Raw genomic sequence first — 18757 nt, 5'->3', positions numbered from 1 at the left:
AACGTCGCGTCGGTCCGATCAATCGAACGTATAGAGAAACTCGCCGTCGCGCGCCCCGATCTGCACTTTCGCGACCGCGCTGCCGTTCATCATGCGCGTCAGGAATTCCGTGCTGATGCGCGGCAACAGCGTGTTGGTCAGAATCGCATCGATCATGCGGCCGCCGCTTTCGAGCTCGGTGCAGCGGCTGCCGATCAACTTCACCACGTCGTCGTCGTAGCTGAACGGAACCTTGTGCGAGACGCGCAGGCGCTTTTCGATCCGCCCAAGCTGCAGGCGGATGATCGCGCCGAGCATCTCGTCGGAGAGCGGGTAGTACGGAATCACCACGACACGCCCGAGCAGGGCCGGCGGAAACACCTTGAGCAGCGGCTCGCGCAGGGCCTTGGCGATGCCCTCGGGCTCCGGCATCAGTTCCGGGTCCTTGCACAGGCTCGTGATGAGGTCCGTGCCCGCATTGGTGGTCAGCAGGATCAGCGTGTTCTTGAAGTCGATCACGCGGCCCTCGCCATCTTCCATCCAGCCCTTGTCGAACACCTGGAAGAAGATTTCGTGCACGTCCGGATGGGCCTTCTCGACTTCGTCGAGCAGCACCACGCTGTACGGACGGCGGCGCACCGCCTCGGTCAGCACGCCGCCCTCGCCGTAGCCGACATATCCCGGCGGCGCGCCCTTCAGCGACGACACCGTATGCGCCTCCTGATACTCGCTCATGTTGATCGTGATGACGTTCTGCTCGCCGCCGTACAGCACCTCGGCGAGCGCCAGCGCGGTCTCGGTCTTGCCGACCCCCGAAGTGCCGGCGAGCATGAACACGCCGATCGGCTTGTTCGGATTGTCGAGACCGGCGCGCGAGGTCTGGATGCGCCGCGCGATCATCTCGGTCGCATGCGCCTGACCGATGATGCGCCGGTTCAGATTCTCCGCGAGCTTGAGGACGTTTTCGATTTCGTTGCGGACCATCCGGCCGACCGGTATGCCGGTCCAGTCCTGCACGACGGAAGCGACCGCCTGCTGGTCGACGGTGGGGAGAATCAGCGGGTCTTCGCCCTGATGCTGCGCGAGTTGCGCCTGCAGCTCGCGCAGTTCGGCGAGCCGTGCCTCGCGTGTGGCGGTGCCGCCGGAAGCGCCGGTTTCAGCCGCTGCGTGGTTCGCTTCCCGCTCTGCTTCGTTCGCCGCGCCGGCCTGCGCCGCGCCTTCCACCTTGCCGGTCTCGCCGCGCAATTGCGCGCGCAGATCGAGAATCCGCGTCACCAGTTCTTTTTCTGCCTGCCAGCGGGCGTCGAGCGTGGCGAGACGCGCCTGCTCGGCGGCGAGCTTTTCCGCGGCCGCGGCCTGACGCTCGCGCGTGTCGACACCCACCGCATTTTCGCGGCCGATGATCGCCAGTTCGGTTTCGAGCGCCGCGATACGCTTGCGCGAATCGTCGACCGAAGCCGGCGTCGCGTGCTGGCTGACCGCCACGCGCGCGCAGGCCGTGTCGAGCAGGCTGACCGATTTATCGGGCAACTGGCGCGCCGGAATATAGCGATGCGAGAGCCTCACCGCCGCTTCGAGCGCTTCGTCGAGCACCTGCACCTTGTGATGCTGCTCCATCGTCGAGGTAACGCCGCGCATCATCAAAATGGCCTTGGTCTCGTCCGGCTCGCTGACCTGCACGACCTGGAAGCGCCGCGTCAGCGCCGGGTCCTTCTCGATGTGCTTCTTGTATTCGGCCCACGTGGTGGCCGCCACCGTGCGCAGCGTGCCGCGCGCGAGCGCCGGCTTCAGCAGGTTCGCCGCGTCGCCGGTGCCGGCCGCTCCGCCCGCGCCGACCAGCGTATGCGCTTCGTCGATAAACAGAATGATCGGCTTTTCCGAGGCCTGCACCTCTTCGATCACCTGCCGCAAGCGGTTCTCGAACTCGCCCTTCATGCTCGCGCCCGCCTGCAGCAGACCGACGTCGAGCGTGCGCAACTGCACGTCGCGCAACGACGGCGGCACGTCGCCCGCCGCGATGCGCTGCGCGAAGCCCTCCACCACCGCGGTCTTGCCGACGCCCGCCTCGCCGGTCAGGATCGGATTGTTCTGGCGGCGGCGCATCAGAATGTCGACCACCTGGCGGATTTCCTCGTCGCGCCCGACGATCGGATCGAGCTTGCCGTTGCGCGCCTGCTCGGTCAGATCGGTGGTGAAGCGCCGCAGCGCTTCCTGTTTGCCGAGCGCGGCAGCCGGCACGGGGCCGCCCGCATCGCCCCCATCGGCGCCCGCGCCCTGCGCGCCGCCCGCCTGAAAACCGTCGCTCGCGCTCATCGCCGCTTCCGGCGACTCGCGCAGCAGGCTGTCGAATTCGTCGACGAGCGCCTCGAGCTTGATGCGCTCGAACTGGCGCGAGATGCCGTACAGGCTGTTGCGCAGCGACGGCGTCTTCAGCAGCCCGACCACCAGATGGCCGGTGCGCACCTGCGACTCGCCGAACATCAGCGAGCCGAACACCCAGCCGCGCTCGACCGCTTCCTCGACCTGCGAGGAAATATCGGTCACCGAACCCGAGCCGCGCGGCAGGCGGTCGAGCGCTTCGGTCAGATCGCGCGCGAGGCCGGAAGGCTCCAGCCCATAGTGCTTGACGATGCGGTGCAGATCGGAGTCCTGCAATTGCAGGATCTGATGGAACCAGTGCACGAGCTCGATATAAGGATTGCCACGCAATTTGCAGAACACGTTCGCGCTTTCGATTGCGCGGAATCCGAGCTTGTTCAGCTTGCCGAACAAGGCTGCCCGTTTGATCTCGGCCATATGGCTATTCCCCCGATGATGTCGATGATGGCACCGCAGAAGAAGACGGCGCACGCGCCGCCGCGGCAATCCGTGAACGGCCATCCGGCGCGGTCGGCTGCAGCACCAGCTGGCGCTGATCGCCTTGCGCCGCCTGGCCGAGCGTCCAGGTGGTGTAACCGAGCCGCGTGTGACGCCCGAGTTGCAGACGCGGCACGTCTTCCTGTCTGAGCACGAGCCGCAGGTCCCAGTCGAGCCCGTCGCGCGCGTAGTTGCGCACCCAGTCGACGAGACGCTTCAGGCTCTCGCCGCCCGGCAGAAAGCGCTCGTAATCGGCGCGGCTCAGCGGTCCGATGACGATGCGAAACTTATGCTGGCAATCCCACGTGCGCGTGCCGAGCAGCGCCGCCACGCCGAGCGCGGCGCCGTCGGCCGCGCCCAGACGCAGCAGCGAACCGGCGGGCAGCGTCATCCAATGGCCGACCCACTGCTCGATCTCGACCGGCAGGTTGAAAAAGCGCGTCAGGACGAGCTTCAGCCCCGCGGCCGGACGGGTCGGCCCGGCCAGCAGACCGGCGAAGTGCAGCTTGGCGAAATCGGGCACCGCGTCGCGCTCGCGCAGCGCCGGCTCGCCGAGCCCGAACAGGCTGCCGACATAAAAGGAAAAGCGGTCGCGCCCCGGTCGGTCGAGACTCACGGCCGGCTGCGCATTGGCCCACGCGCGGTAGAACAGCGTCACCATGCGGTGATGGAAGACGTCGAGAAAACGCGCGAAGGTCGGGTCGCCCGCATTGCGCGCACGATCGCGCGCGTATTCCGTCAAGTGCGTGGGCAGCGGGCCGTGCGGTCCGAACAGGCCGAAAAACTTGACCGCGAGGCGCGCGGCATGGCGTTCGCCGGCCGGCGTGAAGGCGCCGAGCGAGGTCGGCTGGAACACCAGTTCGGGTTCCTGCACGAAACGGATCGCGTCGTCGCGCGGCTGCATCGACTCGCCCACGCGCGGCTTGTCCGGGTACGCGTTCTCCAGCAGCCGCACGACCTGGAAGAAGTCGAAGCGGCGCGCGTCGTCCTCGAGCCGGCGCAGCAGCGTCAGAGCGTCCGGCATTGTCCGACCCTCGCTGGCCAGCGCATGATCTCGCCGCGGGAAAGCGTCTTCACCACGGTCTCGGTGAACGAATTGATCGAGACGTATTGCGCGAAATAATGCGCGAGCACGGCGCCGAGCAGAAACGCGCCGGCGCCTTCGAACGCGGCTTCGTCGAGCGTCAGCGTCACTTCGAGACCGCGGCCGAACACGATCGGTCCGGCGCATGGCAGGCGGCGCGTCACCGAGCGCGCATCGATCGAGCGCACGCCTTCCACGAGCCGTTGGCTGGCGATATCGTCGACGGGACAGTAGAGGCTCAGCAGATCGCGCAGCGCGCGAGCGCCCTCGCGCGCGTCGTTGTCGAGCAGCGACGCGTAGTTCAACGACAGGTGGCTCAACAGCCGCCACGCCACGGCCCCATGCGCATACGACGGCAGCGGCCGGCTCGGGCCGCTCACGCAGCGCACGCTCTGCACCGGCGCTTCGACGTCGAGCGTGAAATCGGCGGGGCCGACCCCGACCGGCATCGTCAGGGGCAAGTCGCGATTGGTGCACAGCACCTGCAAACCTAGTTGCCGCAGGTCGGCGCGAAACGGCGCATGCTTCGCATCCACCAGCGCAATGTACATCTCGCTGCCGAGATAGCTGCTACGCGGTCCGCGCTCGTGCTGCCGCGACGAGGGCAAACGCTTCTCGCGGCGCACCTGATAGTAGGCGCCGGCCCGATACGTGGCGCCGAGATCGCGGGCGTGATAGAACGGCTCGAACTGCTGCTCGCCGCCCGCGCTCGCGCTATAGCCGGTGGCGGTCTCGATCCGGTAGATCTCGAAGTCCATCGGCCGGGTGCGATCGGCCACCACGTGATATTCGAACTGCTCGTCCGAGAGCGCGATGCGGTCGGTACGCTTCGCAAACAGGTTGATGGCGGGCGTGCAGTGCAGCGCGAAATTGCCTGCGTCGAGCGATTGTTCGAGCTGCGGATCGCCACGCTTGAGCAGCACGATGACTTCGAGTTCGGTCTCCGCGCAACGGCGCAGCGCCGCCTGCAAGCCGTCGATCGTGAGAAACATGAAGCGCTGTGGAAAAGCGAAGTACTCCTGCAGCAGACGGTAGCCCGGGAACGACTGGCCGCTGAGCGGCAGCAACGCTTCGTCGTCGGCAAAACCGAGCGGGCGCAGCGCGCTCGCCGGCAACTGCACGTGCCATGCCGCCGGACGTTTGGCCGGCAGCACGACGATGCCGCTCACCGAACCCAACAAACGCTCGTGGATGCGCGTGGCCATGCCGTCGGTGCCGCGCAGATACAGCGTCAGCCGGTCGAGCTTCAACTGGTTGAATTTCAGGCCGCCGGTGGCGCGCAGCCGCAATCTGAGGCCGGCCTTGATGGCGGCGCCGCCCGCCATGCTCGCCGGCAGCGCGCTGTCGATACCGCCGAGCGAACCGGTATGCGTAAAGAAGCGCGCCTCGGCGATTTCGAGCGGCCAGAGCGCCAGTTCATGGGCGCTGCGGTATTCGCAACGCGTCGAACCGTTCTTGTCGAGCACGCTGCGCAGCGCGCTACCGCGCGGAATGCGCACGCCTTCCGCAAGACTCGAACTGCTCAGGTCGGGCTGGATCTGCACCACGGCCATCGACGGCGTCGGCGCGAGGTAATGCGGGTACACCAGCTCGGCGAGGTGCTGGGTAAAGCGCGGAAACTCGTCGTCGATTTTCAGCTGCACGCGCGCCGCGAGAAAACTGAAGCCTTCGAGCAGACGCTCCACATACGGGTCCGCGCATTCGAGACTTTCCATGCCGAGCCGCCCGGCGATCTTCGGAAATTCGCGCGCGAACTCGCCGCCCATCTCCCGTAGATGCTGCAGTTCCTGGCTGTAGTATTTGATCAGGTCGGGATTCATGGCTTCAGCGCGGCCCGCCCTGATCGATCACGCGCATCTCGCCGGCCTCCAGGTCCAGTTCGGTCCTGAAGTAGAGCCGCTCCGGATACGGCTGCGCCCACAGGTCGCCCTCGACCAGAAACGACACGGTGTTATGACGCCCGGTGGTTTCTTCGAACTGCATCGAACTGACCCGCACGGTATCGCGCAGAATGCGCGGCTCGAACGCCCAGATCGCGTCGCGCACCAGCCGTTCGAGCCGCAGCGGGTCGATCCCCGAGGCGGTCTTGCCGGCAATGTCCGGCAAGCCGAAGTTGATGACCGAGGTCGCGACGTACGGATAACCGCTCAGGTCCTGCACCGACGCGAGGCCGTTCGCATTCAGCAGCCAGGCGAGGTCGCGCTGCACGCTCTCGCGCAGCGCGCGCATCGACAGCACGCGGCGCTCGCGCGCCTCCTGGCTCGCCTCGGGTTCGAGATCGGTCAGCCGGTCGAGCAGCGACGGCTGCAGGCGGTCGCGGGCGGTCAGCTCAGCCATGATCGGGGACGGCCGCGCCGTTCTCTTCGGGGTCCGCAGCACGGCTTTCCAGTTCGATGGTTCGTACGTCGAAGAGCGCGTAGTCGTTCGCCTCCGAGGCGAACATGCGCTGTCCGACGGGCCGCGCGGTCGCCGGATCGTCACTGCTCCAATCGGTCAGTTGCGCGAGCCACAACGCGCGATCCGGATGAGCGAGCGTGCCCGGATAGCGGGCCGGAATCAGGCCGGCGGCCTGGCCGTCGTTGGCCCAGGTAAAGATGGCCGGCATCCAGACCCGATCGCGCAGGTCCGAGGGCGGCTCGATCACGATGCGTTTGATACGGTCAAACGGAATCCAGTAATAGCGGCCGTTCAGCAAGGTTTCGAGGGTCGGGCCGAGCCGGTTGTCGGCATCGGCGAGCCATGCAAACGGCTCGCCGTTCAGCGTGCCGGCGGTGGCCGGCGCTTCCTCGAGCGCCTGCGCGCGCGCGGCCGCCGCCGCGCCGGCATCGCCCGCGGCTTCGAGCCGCAATGCTTCGACGAGCAAGGCGAGCCAGCCGGTCGGCTCGCCGAAAATCAGCGGCGCGTGTTCGCCTTTGAACACCGCGTCGCGCAATGCTTCGCACTGCAACGCCGCGCGATAGGTTTGCACCATCGGCAACGCCGCGGCGTCGAGTTCGCCCACCACGTTCAGTTGCGTCAGCGCGCGATCCCACGCGCCCGTCACCGCGAGCAACTGGAACAGAAAGACGCGATAAGCGGCTTTCGACGGGTCCTTGCGAACCTGGTTCTGCAATTCGCTCAGGCATCCGTCGACATCGCCCGCGCGCAAACACTCTTCTGCTGTCATGCCGGTTCGCTCCGCTCAGGCTGAGGTCATCCCACCCGCCGCCGCACCGCGGCGGCGTGGCCGGCGCGGTGCGGTCGTCTCATGCTGCCTGCCGCTCAACTCTCGGCGTTGGCGGGAATGTTCCACTTCGTTTCGACCACCCCGCCTTCCTTCGCACCCTTGGCGTTTTGCGGCTGATACTCGACATGGAACTTCTCGAAGTTGAGCGTGACGTTCTCGGTGAAACGCTCTTCGCCGCCCGAGCCGCCCGTCGAGTAGGAGCTGACCAGCACGCCTTCGAGCGTGACCTTGTAGTACTCGAGCGGGTTGTCGCCGCCGGCCTTGCGCACGGTCAGCAGCGCCTTGTCGATGTGCGTGCCCTTGGTACAGGCCGCCATGATCGGCGGCGTGGCCTTGTCGCTGTATTTGGTGAACGAGAGGTCCTGCACCGATACCTTGCCGGCCCCGCCGCCCGTCCCCATGTGCATCGTGCCGCTCTGGCTCAGCCCCCAGCTCCATGCCAGCACTTCGATTTCTTCCTTATGGGTCTTGTCCTGCGACTCGCCCTTAATATCGCCCAGCTTCATGAACATATCGATGGCCATGTCTTTCTCCGCTCAAAACAATTCGTCACTGAAAAAAAGGGATTTCCGTCATGCCGCCTTGGCGGACGGAAGCTTCGAAACCAACCGTAGCGATACGGTCAGGCCTTCCAACTGGTAATGCGGACGCAGGAAAAACTTCGACGTGTAATACCCCGGATTGCCTTCCACTTCTTCGACGACCACCTCCGCGGCGGCAAGCGGCCGTCTTGCCTTGGACTCTTCCGTCGAGTGCGCGGGATCGCCATCGACGTACTGCAGAATCCAGTTCTGCAGCCAGCGCTGCATGTCGTCCTTCTCCTTGAAGCTGCCGACCTTGTCGCGCACGATGCACTTCAGGTAGTGCGCGAAGCGGCTGCACGCGAACAGGTACGGCAGACGGGCGGCCAGATTCGCGTTCGCGGTGGCGTCCGGGTCTTCGTACTCGGCGGGCTTATGCAGCGACTGCGCGCCGATGAAGGCGGCGAAATCGGAGTTCTTCTTGTGCACGAGCGGCATGAAACCGTTCTTCGCCAGTTCGGCTTCGCGGCGATCGCTGATGGCGATTTCGGTCGGGCACTTCATGTCGACGCCGCCGTCGTCGGTGGGGAACGCATGCACCGGCAGATTCTCGACCGCGCCGCCCGACTCGATGCCGCGAATCCGCGAGCACCAGCCATACATCTTGAACGAGCGATTGATGTTGGTCGCCATCGCATAGGCCGCATTGGCCCATGAGTATTTGCTGCTGTCGGCGCCGGCGGTGTCTTCCTCGAAATCGAACTCCTCGACCGGGTTGGTTTTCGCGCCATACGGCGCGCGGGCGAGAAAGCGCGGCATCGCGAGACCCACGTAGCGCGAATCTTCCGATTCGCGCAGCGAGCGCCAGGCCGCATGCTCAGGAGTTTGAAATATTTTCGTCAGGTCGCGCGGATTCGCCAGCTCCTGCCAGGAGTCCATCAGCATCACGGCGGGATCGGCACCCGCGATGAACGGCGCATGCGCGGCGGCGGAGATCTTCGCCATCTGCGTCAGCAGATCGACGTCGGGGCCGCTGTTGTCGAAGTGGTAATCGGCCACCAGCGCGCCGTACGGCTCGCCGCCGAACTGGCCGTACTCCTCTTCATAGAGCTTCTTGAAGAACGGGCTTTGATCCCACGCGGTGCCCTTGTACTTCTTGAGCGTCTTGTACAGATCGCCCTTCGATACGTTCATCACGCGGATCTTCAGGGTTTCGTCCGTCTCGGTGTTGTTCACCAGATAGTGCAAGCCGCGCCATGCGCTCTCGACTTTCTGGAACTCTTCCGAGTGGATGATCTGGTTGATCTGCGCGGTCAGCTTCGCGTCGATCTGCGCGATCAGCGATTCGATCGTCGCGAGCACGTCGCCGGAAATCACGTTGGTATCGCGCAGCGCCTGTTCGGCGAGCGTGCGCACCGCCGTTTCGACGGCTTCCTTCGCCTTGTCGCTCTTCGGCTTGAATTCCTTTTGCAGCAGGTTCGCGAAATCGCTCATTTCGAGCGAGGTTTCGCCGGGTTGCGCTTGCCCTTGCGTACTAGGTTCGGCCATGGTCAGACTCCCCTGTGGTTCACACTCATTCCTGCGGCTTCGGTGCGGACGCCAGCGACTGCAGCAAGGCCGGATCGCTCAGCAGCTTCGCGATCAGGTCCTCGGCGCCGGTCTTGCCGTCCATGTACGTCAGCAGGTTCTGCAACTGGCCGCGCGCTTCCAGCAGCTTGGCCAGCGCATCCACCTTGCGCGCGACCGCCGCGGGCGAGAAGTCGTCCATGCTCTCGAAGGTCATGTCGACGGCGAGGTTGCCCTCGCCCGTCAGCATGTTCGGCACCTGCACGGCAACGCGCGGTTTCATCGACTTCAGACGCTCGTCGAAATTGTCGACGTCGATCTCGAGAAACTTGCGATCCGCCACCGGCGCGAGCGGGTCCGCCGGCTGCCCGGAGAGATCGGCCAGCACGCCCATGACGAAGGGCAGATTGACCTTCTTCTCCGAGCCGTAGACTTCGACGTCGTACTCGATCTGAACCCGCGGCGCCCGATTGCGCGCGATGAATTTCTGGCTGCTTTCCTTGGCCACGACCATTCCCCTGGTTGACGCCGCACGGCCGCGAGCAGCATGGCGCGTGACTGGCGTTGCTAAACGCAAAAAGCACATCCCCGGCTGACTGCTTACTCGTTCTCGATACCGCCTACCTGCCGGGCCTGGCTCATTCCTTCGGGCGCGAGGTCCTGCAGGATTTCCATAAAGCTCTTGTCGACCAGACGGCGCGCGCGCAGCAATAACAGCGGCACCGGGCTGGAGGGTTCGTGACGTTCGTAGTACGCGCAGATCTTGTCGAGCACGCGGATCACGTCCTGACGATCCGTGATGTCGCCGGACACCGGCACCGGCGCCGCGCCCGCGCGTTGCCCCGGCGCGGCCTCGCCGGCCGCCGCCTCGTCCAGCGCCCCCTCCGCCGCGACGGCCGATGTGCCGAGACGTTCGCCGAGAAAGTCGGCGGCGCGCCGCAGCAGCTTCGTGAGCGGCGAGAGGTCGATGGCGCGCGCGGCGCCGACGTGTTCGGTCAAGACCGTCTCGATGCGCATCCCGGCATGCAGCGCGTCGAGCAAGGCGGCGTGCGTGGCCACCGCGTCTTCGTGCGCGTCGGCGATCACCGCGTCGATCGAGCTGAGCGACGGCGCTTCGACGCCATTGGCGAGCGGCACTTCGCCGGTCGCATATTCGATGTCGCGCAAACTGACGATGCCATGCGCGCGCGACGACACGAGCGCGGCATCGCGCACGTCCAGCAGCATGCCGGAGGCTTCGGTCAGCGCGGTGAGCGTGTTGACGCGGGCGGTCGGATCGTTGTCGTCGTCCGCATCGAGTTGCGGATACACATGATCCCAGCGCTGTTCGAGCAGCCCCTGCACCAGCGCAAGACCCTCGGCAAAGCCGGCGAAACCCTTGCGATTCAGCAGCGCGCGCGACAGGTGCACCGCGACTCGCAAATCACGGCTTCTCGCGAGCAGATCGAGTGACAGCGCTTCCGCGACTTTCCAGTCGGGCGGCGTGGCGGCGACGGTAGTCTCGCCGTACTGCACCTCGGGCTTGCCATGCACGACCTGCTCGAGTTGCAGGAAGTCAGGGTGGTACTCAAGGTCGTCTCCGCACGGACTCTCGGCGGATATCTCGGCAAGCAATACGCCCGCAGCAAGCGTGGCCATGTCTTGTATCGGTCTCGGATGAGTAGTCTCGACGCACCGTAAAGGACCGGTACGGGTTGCCTTGCCGCCAGGGAATGAGCGCTCCCCCGAAATACCTCTTAACTCTATTTAAATTGCCCGCGCCGGACTCACGCGATCTTTTAGCGAAGCTTACGTTTTCTCATTGGCAATTCGATATGAGAATAGCACGCGGCCCGGAAAATCAAAGCCGGACAGCAATAAAAAGTCATTTTGGTTAATTAAGTTAAATACTATATGAAATAGCTTCCAATTTCATAAATATTTAAAACGCTCGCAGCTTTCCGTTCCAGAACAAACCGTAATCATCAGACTAAACGGTCGTCCTATAATTTCTCCACCGCCCCTTTTGGGTCGGTCGATCGGCGGGATGTTCCGGCATAGTGGTAAACGAATCCGGCACCCCGATTTTGCAAAAAAATTAAACTTTTTTTGCACCGCTAAGCGCTTAAATCATAATTACGGGTTAGTCCCGATAGAAATACGACAATGCGCATAAATGTCGAATAGCCCATTAAGTTTTATCTTGTATTAAAGAAAACGGGCCAATAGACTAACGCTGTTTCCAGTCACTCTACCGGTTGCCGCGCGGCATTACCGGTATTGCATGGATTTGACGCGCCGCTGTCTGGGAGGGCGGCGCGGCTGCACGGATTCGTCGAGGACTGGAGTCCCGTGCATCACGGACTCGCCAAGAATGGGCAGTTAACCAGTAGAGCCTCGCCCGAGCGAGGTTCACCACTCCGGGGTGACAAGTGGCAGAGATCCAAAGCGCAGCGGTAATAGACCACGCTGGAGAAAGCGCGCTGCCCGACCTGTGGCAGCGCCGCACCTGTTTGAGCCATGACGAGATGGCATCGATCTACACGATCGTGCGCCGCGCGCTGACGGGCTACCATCCGTCGGAGTTGCAGGCGCTCGGCGAGGACAAGGAAGAACTGATCTCGCAGTTCCTCTATTTCAAGGTGTTCCGTCTCGACGCCGCGCAGACGGCATCGCCCACCTTCCCGCTGCACAGCGCGCCTTCGAGCAGCCACGCGGTGTGCGCGTACTTCCGCCGTTATCTGATCGACTGCCTGCGCAGCGCGAGCCATCAGCGCAACGTGTCGATCGACGAAGACGACGTGATGCCGGAAGTCGACCGGCAAGCGGCCTTTCATCCGGACCCGATCGGCTCGGTGCTATTGCAATACGGCCTGCATGAAGCCGAAGTGCGCGAATCGGCGTCGCGCTTCATCGCCTCGCTCGACGACGCCGACCGCATGCTGCTCGCCGGCAGTCTCGGCTGGCTCTCGAACGAGAAAGGCGGTTTGTCGCAAGTGGCGGCGCGTTACGGTATTGCGTCGTATCACTATCGGGCCCGCAAGCTCGGCGTCACGCTGAAAAAAGGCTCGATCCCGGCCGACTTCAGCCGCACGGAAATCGGCCAGTGGATCGAGCAGGACCTCGGCATCGACATCACGCCGTGCAATCGCATGGCCATCCTGCTGGTGCTGGGCATTCTGTCCGCGCAGTCGCACGCGCAGGAATAAGGTCGAGAGACCGCGAGCACATGAGAGGTCAACGGTGCAACTCGTCACCGCAAGCCTGACCGACCGGGGCGGCCGCCCGCGCAACGAAGATTCGTTCGGCGACTGGTCGAGCGAACGGCTCTACTATTGCGTCGTCGCCGACGGCGCCGGCGGACACGGCGGCGGCGACGTCGCTTCGCGCCTCGTCGTCGATTCCGTACTGGCAGATTTGCGCTACCTGACCGTGGCCGAGTTGCCGCCGACCGGCGAGCGCCTCGCGAGCGCGCTCACGCATGCCAACGAGAACATCGTCGAAGAACAGTTGCGCGGCGACGGCAACGAGAAGGACATGCGCTCGACCGCCGTGCTGCTCGCCATCGATCGCGACTGCGGAACGGCCGCGTGGGCGCACTGCGGCGACACCCGCCTCTACTGCTTTCGCCATGGCGGAATCAGCGCGCGAACGCGCGACCACAGCATGGTCCAGGAGATGGTCGACGCCCACCTGCTGGCCGCCGAGGAGATGCGCCATCACCCGCGCCGCAATGTGCTGTATGCGGCGCTCGGCACCCGGGACCCGTTGCAGATCGCGAGCGTGGCCGGCACCTTCGCGCTGCGTGACGGCGACGCTTTCCTGATCTGCACCGACGGACTCTGGGAGTACGCCGACGACGCCGGCATCGTCGACGCGCTGGCGCAGGCAGCGACGCCCGCCGCGTGGCTCGACGCGCTGGCGGACAAGGTGCGCGCGAACGCGAGCGCCAATCACGACAACTTCACGGCGCTCGCAGTGTGGATCGGTGGCGATCCGGAAGCGACGGAATTGAGGGTGACGCCGGGCGCCGGACCAGTGTAGACGTCGCGGCCCCCATCCAGTGGAATCCTGACGAACCATGAGCGCAACGTCCGAAGCGTACGCCATCCGCTCTCTTTCGCAGGATTCCTGAGCAGGCTTATTGAGTGAGCTTATCGAACAGGCTTACTGAGCAGAATCACCGAGCAGGATTCGTATCGTGCCGATCTCGATCATCATTCCCTGCCTGCAAATGGCGACGACGCTCGGGCGCGCGCTGGACAGCTGCCTGATCCAGCCGGAGGCGGCGCAGATCATCGTCGTCGACGACGGCTCGACCGATGCGTCGTTCGAAGTCGCGCAGCATTACCGCCAGCGCGACGCGCGCGTGGAAGTGCTGCGCATGCACGTGAACGGCGGCGTCGCCGCCGCGCGCAACTGGGCCGCGATGCACGCGACGCAGGACCTGCTGGCCTTCATCGACGCCGACGACGAATACCTGCCCGGCGCACTGGCTGCGGCCAGCCAGTATTTGCAGCGCGCGCCGCGGGAAGCGTCCGTGCGGCTCGACGTCGACTATGTTGGTTTTCCGCAGGCCATCGTCGAGCATCCCGACTTCGACAAATATGCAGCGATCCTCAGCAATACCGTGCCGAGCAGTCTGGTGATCCGGCGCGCGGTGTATCGCGCGCTCGGCGGCTTTCCGCTCGACGAATTCTTCCGCCGCGTCGGCGGCGAAGACGGCGCATTTTCATGGGCACTCGGCAGGCTGTTCGGCAACCGGCGGCTGATCGACGGCAAGCGGGTTCGCCAGCATTACCATCCCGGCATCCACGCCGAGCGGTTTTTCAGAATTCATATGGGCATGGAACGGCCCCTCTATGAAGAGGTCGTCGAGGCATTGCGGCTGTCGCAACGCTTCGTCGCCAGCGCGGAGCTGGCCCTCGCGCAACTGCGCGCGCTGCATGCGCCGGCCGGCGGCGCGGCAGCGGAGGTCAGCGACGCTGGCGACGCTAACGCAAGCGCCCCCGCAGCGCCCCGCGAAACACCCAAACAACGCTAGAAGTCGCCGCAGCCGTGCTGGCTGTTAATCAGCATGCAACTGTTCAGGTTCGGCTGCGAACGCACCCGCTTCCACTCCACCGCGAGAATGTCCTGATTGTCGCCCGGTGTCGTCGTGCTGAAGAGCGGCTGGTTCGAGCCGATGCAGATGTTGGTGCCCTGCAGATTGTTTTCGTAGACGAAGGTCTGCTCCTGACTGCCGAACACCGATTGCAATCCGCTGTGTGCGATCGGATCGAAGATCGGCTGCGGCGAGTTCGGCAACGGCAGCACGGTCAGCGTGCCGGGCAATTCGTTGACGATATAGCCCACGTTCGATCCGAAGTTGGGGTTGATCGGATAGCTCCCCGCCGGCGATCCGGCGTTTGCCGTGGTCGTCTCCGAGCCGCTCAACGCGCCCGCGGCGGTGTCGCCATTGATCAGGCCGCTCGCCGTGAACGTGAAGGCGGGGTTCGGCGCGCCGACGAAGCGGGTCGCGCCGTCCGCGGTGACGGTCAGCGTCGGCCGCGCGGCATAGACGAAATGATCGCCGCTGGTCGGCACCGTGCCGCCCCAGCTACAGCCCGAACCGAACAGGCAACCGTAGAAATTCGGCTGCGCGGTGTTCGGCTGTACGCTGCCGCGCGTCTCGCCGTTCCAGGTGCTGGCCCAGATGCGCCAGCCATTGCCGGCGCTGAGCGTGCCGCTGCCCGCGTCGACGAAAACGCCGCTCTCCATTACGAGGTCGATCGAGCCGTTCGCGCTCAGATTCGTATTCGGCCCCGCCGCAGAAGGCGTGCTGCCGCCGAGTCCGATATTGCCAGTGCTCGCGGTCGCGACGAGGTTGCCGGTCAGCGTGGAGTTGGTCGCGTCGACCGTGCTCGTGCTGCCCGTGGCGTAACTGAACGTCTGGCTCGTCAGGGGACCGATCACGAAACCGTGGGAGTCCGAAAAATCGACGTTGCCCGCCTGGGACATCGCCAGCACGGCGACGTCGTTTTGTGGATCGGTCAACTGGAAGTTGCCGGGACCGGCGAGCAGCAGTCCGGCCGCCTGAATGCCGCCGGGGTCGGTAACGGGACCGGCCGAAATCAGCGTCAAGGTTTGGCCCGGCATCGAGATGCCGTAGGGCAGCGCGATCCCGCCACTGCCCGCGCCCGGATTGGTCAGCGTGAGATTGTTCGCGAAGCTCGGACGCGTCGTGCAAGTCGTGCTGCCCGACGCGCACTGCCCGTTGACGGTGATCGCGCCGGTCTGCGTGCTGGACCCGAGCACGATGTTCGGGATCGACGCGAAGGTCGCGAAGGTCGCGGCGTCGATGCTCAGGCCGCCGCCCGTGCCGAGCAAGGTGATCGGCGTGCCGTCCTGCGCGGTGATCGCGAAGCTCGACGGGTCCACCGAGGCCGGCATGATCGCCAGCACGCCGCCCGGCGAGCTCAGCGCCGCCTGCGTGATGGCTAGGCTGCTCGCGGTGCCGTCGTTGAATGCGCGCAATACGATCGAGCCGGGATTCGCCGTCGAAATCGTCGCGTTGTTGCCGTTCGTACCGGTGGTCGTCAAGGAGAAGCCGAACTCGCTCGACTCGTCGACCGGCATCGGGACGCCGATCGCAACGCCCGGATCGGTCGTGGTGGTCGAACCGGCGATGCCGATGGTGGTGTTCGCTCCGGTCGCGCTGAGCGTGCCGCTGCTGATCAGCACGCCATAGTCGCCCTGCAGGTTCGGGCTCGCGGCAACGGGTCCGGTCACCGCGCCGCGAATATCGATCGCACCGCCGTTGGTCGAGGTGACCGACGATGCATCGGTAATCAGCACGCCTTCGACACCGGAACCGACGCCGCTGCCGTAGAGGCTCACGGTGCCGCCGGTCGTTATCGAGGTGGGACCGGGCTGCACGCAGTCGCCGCAAGGCGTGTTCTCCAGCGCGAGGCCGATCACCGAGGAGCCTTCGGCCGCCGTCCCGACACTCTGCCCCGTGAAGGCGATGTTGCCGCTCGTCGACTGGACCGACGACCCGCGCAGGTCGAGACCGATACTGACGCTCATGTTCGACGACACGCTGCCCGAGGCGGCCATGGCGCCGCTGCCCGTGCTCAACGTGCTGTTGTAGATATAGGTGCCGGTCGCGAAGCTGCCGCCGGTGGTGGTGCCGGTCACGCCCCCCGTCATGCTGATCGGGCCGCTCGTGTTGGAGATCGTGGTGTTCTCGACGTCGATGCCGAGACTCGCGTCGCCGCTTTGCGACACGCTGCCGCCAATCGCGATCGCCCCGCCCGAACTGCTGATCCCCGGTTGCAGCGTGCCGGTGTCGCCCTCGGAAACGCCACCGAACACGTAAACGCCGGTGCCGAAGCTGCCCGTGGACGTGCCGTTCACGCTGATCGGCCCGCTCGCGGTGCTGACGGAACTGTTCGACAGAAAGACGCCGGTGCCCGGCTGCTCGATATTCGAACTGCCCTGGCCGTTGATGCTGAGCGCGCCGCTGCCGGTCTGAATCTGGTTGCCGCCGATCACGAACACGCCGTCGTTGGAAGCGCCGCCGGCGGTCGCCGTGCCCTCGATGTCAAGCGGGCCGCTGGTCGTCGAGATGGTGCTCACGCCCTCGATCGACACGCCCGCCGCGTTCGGGCCCAGCGCAACGCCCGTGAGGGTCTGCGGGCCGCCCTCGGTGGAAATCTGCGACGCGTTGATGAGGATGCCTGTCGATGCCGTCACCAGATAGCCGATCGCGACACCCTCGAGCGGGAACGTGCCGCTGGCCGACAGCGCGCCGCCCGCCGTGTCGATGATCGACGTGTCGATCAGCACCGGGCTGGTCCCGCCGTTGCCGTTCAACGTGATGCTGCCGCCGTTGGTGTTGACGGTGACGCTCTGGAACGCGATCAGACTGTTCGGGCTCGTCCCCTGGGTGTTCGCATCGAAAGTCAGGCTGAGCGGGGCCGCGCTCGACGTGATGTTGCTGTTGATCTTCACCGAGCCCGTCGCGTTCAGCGTGAGCGTCGCGGCCTTGGTACCGGTCGTGATGCTGAGCGGTGCGTCGACCACGATGTCGCCCACGTCGTTGTTCGCATCGAGCCCGGTCGATATCTTCACCGAGGTGCCGCCGCTCAGCGGACCGGTGAGCGCCGAGTTGAGGATGTACGTGGTGCCCGTGAACGGGCCGAACGTCACGGGGCTGTCGGCCGACGGAGTCGGCGCGACGGCGCCCTCGGGCAAGGTCGTCACGATGTCGACCTCGAACGGATCGAGCAGCCACAGGCCACCCTGCCCCTTCGGCGCCGATGCGTCGACGCTCATTCCGGTCGTGTCGAGCGTGTGCCCCGAGGTTTCGATCAGGCCGCCGTTGCCGCCCTGCGGGCCGCCCTTCGCCGTCAACGTGCCGTAAATGCGGCTGACCGTCTCGCTATAGGCGGCGATGTTGCCGCCGTTGCCGTCGACGAGCGCGTCCGCGTGGATGCTCGCGGTGGGCGACATCCAGATCGCATTGGCATTGCGCACGGTCGGGTCCGCACCCGCCGAGCCGCCGCCGAAATGCACGGTGCCGCCGCCGGCGGCGCCGCTCGCGTCGACATAGGCGCCCGCCAGCAGCGCCACGTCGTAGCCCGTCACGTCGATCCGGCCGCCGGTTTGCCCGGCACCGCCGCTCGCGTCGAGCGTTCCGCTCACGAGCGTCGCACCGTTCGTGCCGCCGTCGAGCAGAATATGGCCGTCGTGTTCGCTAAGGCTTTGCGCGCGCACGATGCCCTGCTGGTTGATGACCGTGCCGGCCAGCGCGTCGGCGGTCTGCGCGCTCATCACCACCGTGCCACCGTCGGCGGCCAGCGTGCCGGTGTTGCCGATCAATGCGTTGGCCGCCCCATGGTTGATCTTCAGCGTCGTCAGGCCGTCGCCGGCGAAGTCGACGGTAATGTCGTTGCCCGCGCCCAGCGCGACGGTGCCGAGCTTCGCGTTGACCGTGCCGCTATTGCTGACCGTGCCGCCGAGCAACGCGACGGTGCCGCCTTCCGCCGCCGTCAGCGAACCGGCATTGCTGACCGATGCCGCCGAGGTGCCGACGAAGCGATAGTTGCCGGCGAGGAAATCGGCATTGGAGATGTTGAGGGTCGAGGCGATCATCGACCCCACGTTCACCGACGACCCCGGCGCAAAGATCACCCCGGCCGGATTGACGAGAAACACCTTGCCGTTGGCCTGCAGGCGTCCCGCGATCACGCTGGGGTCGTTGCCCGTCACGCGGTTGAGCAGGGCCGAAGCCGCCGACGGCTGCACGATCCTGACCGCTTCGCCCGCGCCGATCGAAAACGTGTTCCAGTTGACGATCGCATTCGACGAGCCTTGCGTAATGTTCATCTGCCCCGCGCCCGGCGAGCTGATGCCGACCGTGCCGGCCACCACCTGCGCGCCGGTCGGGTTCGCGAACGCGGACGGCAGACACGACGCCGCGAACAGCGCGGCGACCGCGCCGGCAATCGCGTTGTTGGCGCGCCTCGGCCGCGCCCTGCATGGCTTGTTCATCGCACACCT

The 18757-nt window shown here is 65.5% G+C and carries 13 protein-coding genes; 3 read left to right on the top strand and 10 right to left on the bottom strand.

Annotated features, from left to right (window positions below):
* Window positions 1–18: 18 nt before the first annotated feature.
* From tssH to tssA, 9 genes are all read right to left on the bottom strand, one after another.
* Window positions 19–2775 (bottom strand): type VI secretion system ATPase TssH, encoded by a 2757-nt coding sequence (tssH, locus tag F3J19_RS08880; RefSeq protein ID WP_167039861.1) that lies wholly within the window; start codon window positions 2773–2775, stop codon window positions 19–21.
* 4 nt (window positions 2776–2779) lie between these two features.
* Window positions 2780–3859, bottom strand: a complete 1080-nt coding sequence (gene tssG, locus F3J19_RS08875; RefSeq protein ID WP_167039859.1) for a type VI secretion system baseplate subunit TssG — start codon at window positions 3857–3859, stop codon at window positions 2780–2782.
* A complete protein-coding gene (gene tssF, locus F3J19_RS08870) occupies window positions 3844–5739 on the bottom strand; it encodes a type VI secretion system baseplate subunit TssF (RefSeq protein ID WP_167039857.1) in 1896 nt (631 codons plus the stop codon). The genes tssG and tssF overlap by 16 nt, the downstream gene beginning before the upstream one ends.
* Before the next feature lie 4 nt (window positions 5740–5743).
* Window positions 5744–6256, bottom strand: coding sequence for a type VI secretion system baseplate subunit TssE (tssE, locus tag F3J19_RS08865; protein WP_167039855.1), 513 nt, complete (start codon window positions 6254–6256; stop codon window positions 5744–5746).
* Window positions 6249–7085, bottom strand: a complete 837-nt coding sequence (locus tag F3J19_RS08860) for a type VI secretion system accessory protein TagJ (RefSeq protein ID WP_167039854.1) — start codon at window positions 7083–7085, stop codon at window positions 6249–6251. Before F3J19_RS08860 ends, tssE begins: the two co-directional genes overlap by 8 nt.
* Before the next feature lie 95 nt (window positions 7086–7180).
* The gene (locus tag F3J19_RS08855) at window positions 7181–7669 is read right to left on the bottom strand and encodes a type VI secretion system tube protein Hcp (protein ID WP_167039852.1); all 489 of its coding nucleotides are present in this window, start codon (window positions 7667–7669) and stop codon (window positions 7181–7183) included.
* 48 nt (window positions 7670–7717) lie between these two features.
* Window positions 7718–9214, bottom strand: coding sequence for a type VI secretion system contractile sheath large subunit (tssC, locus tag F3J19_RS08850; RefSeq protein ID WP_167039850.1), 1497 nt, complete (start codon window positions 9212–9214; stop codon window positions 7718–7720).
* Between the two features lie 25 nt (window positions 9215–9239).
* Window positions 9240–9746, bottom strand: coding sequence for a type VI secretion system contractile sheath small subunit (tssB, locus tag F3J19_RS08845; protein ID WP_205192674.1), 507 nt, complete (start codon window positions 9744–9746; stop codon window positions 9240–9242).
* 86 nt (window positions 9747–9832) lie between these two features.
* Window positions 9833–10870, bottom strand: a complete 1038-nt coding sequence (gene tssA, locus F3J19_RS08840) for a type VI secretion system protein TssA (protein WP_167039846.1) — start codon at window positions 10868–10870, stop codon at window positions 9833–9835.
* 869 nt (window positions 10871–11739) lie between these two features.
* Between tssA and F3J19_RS08835 the strand changes: the two genes are divergently transcribed.
* The 3 genes from F3J19_RS08835 to F3J19_RS08825 all read left to right on the top strand — a co-directional run bounded on the left by F3J19_RS08835 (window position 11740) and on the right by F3J19_RS08825 (window position 14255).
* Window positions 11740–12420 (top strand): hypothetical protein, encoded by a 681-nt coding sequence (locus F3J19_RS08835; protein ID WP_167039948.1) that lies wholly within the window; start codon window positions 11740–11742, stop codon window positions 12418–12420.
* 34 nt (window positions 12421–12454) lie between these two features.
* Window positions 12455–13255 (top strand): protein phosphatase 2C domain-containing protein, encoded by an 801-nt coding sequence (locus F3J19_RS08830; RefSeq protein ID WP_167039845.1) that lies wholly within the window; start codon window positions 12455–12457, stop codon window positions 13253–13255.
* Between the two features lie 154 nt (window positions 13256–13409).
* Window positions 13410–14255 carry a glycosyltransferase family A protein gene (locus F3J19_RS08825; RefSeq protein WP_167039946.1) on the top strand — a complete coding sequence of 282 codons (846 nt, stop codon included), beginning with the start codon at window positions 13410–13412 and terminating at the stop codon, window positions 14253–14255.
* Here F3J19_RS08825 and F3J19_RS08820 read toward each other — a convergent pair.
* A complete protein-coding gene (locus F3J19_RS08820; RefSeq protein WP_167039843.1) occupies window positions 14252–18748 on the bottom strand; it encodes a filamentous hemagglutinin N-terminal domain-containing protein in 4497 nt (1498 codons plus the stop codon). The genes F3J19_RS08825 and F3J19_RS08820 overlap by 4 nt on opposite strands.
* Window positions 18749–18757 lie beyond the last annotated feature (9 nt).

This window comes from Burkholderia sp. Ax-1724 (assembly GCF_011752995.1).
GTDB lineage: Bacteria > Pseudomonadota > Gammaproteobacteria > Burkholderiales > Burkholderiaceae > Paraburkholderia.
The sequence above is the reverse complement of the archived record's forward strand: the minus strand, read 5'-3'. Positions and strand labels throughout refer to the sequence as shown.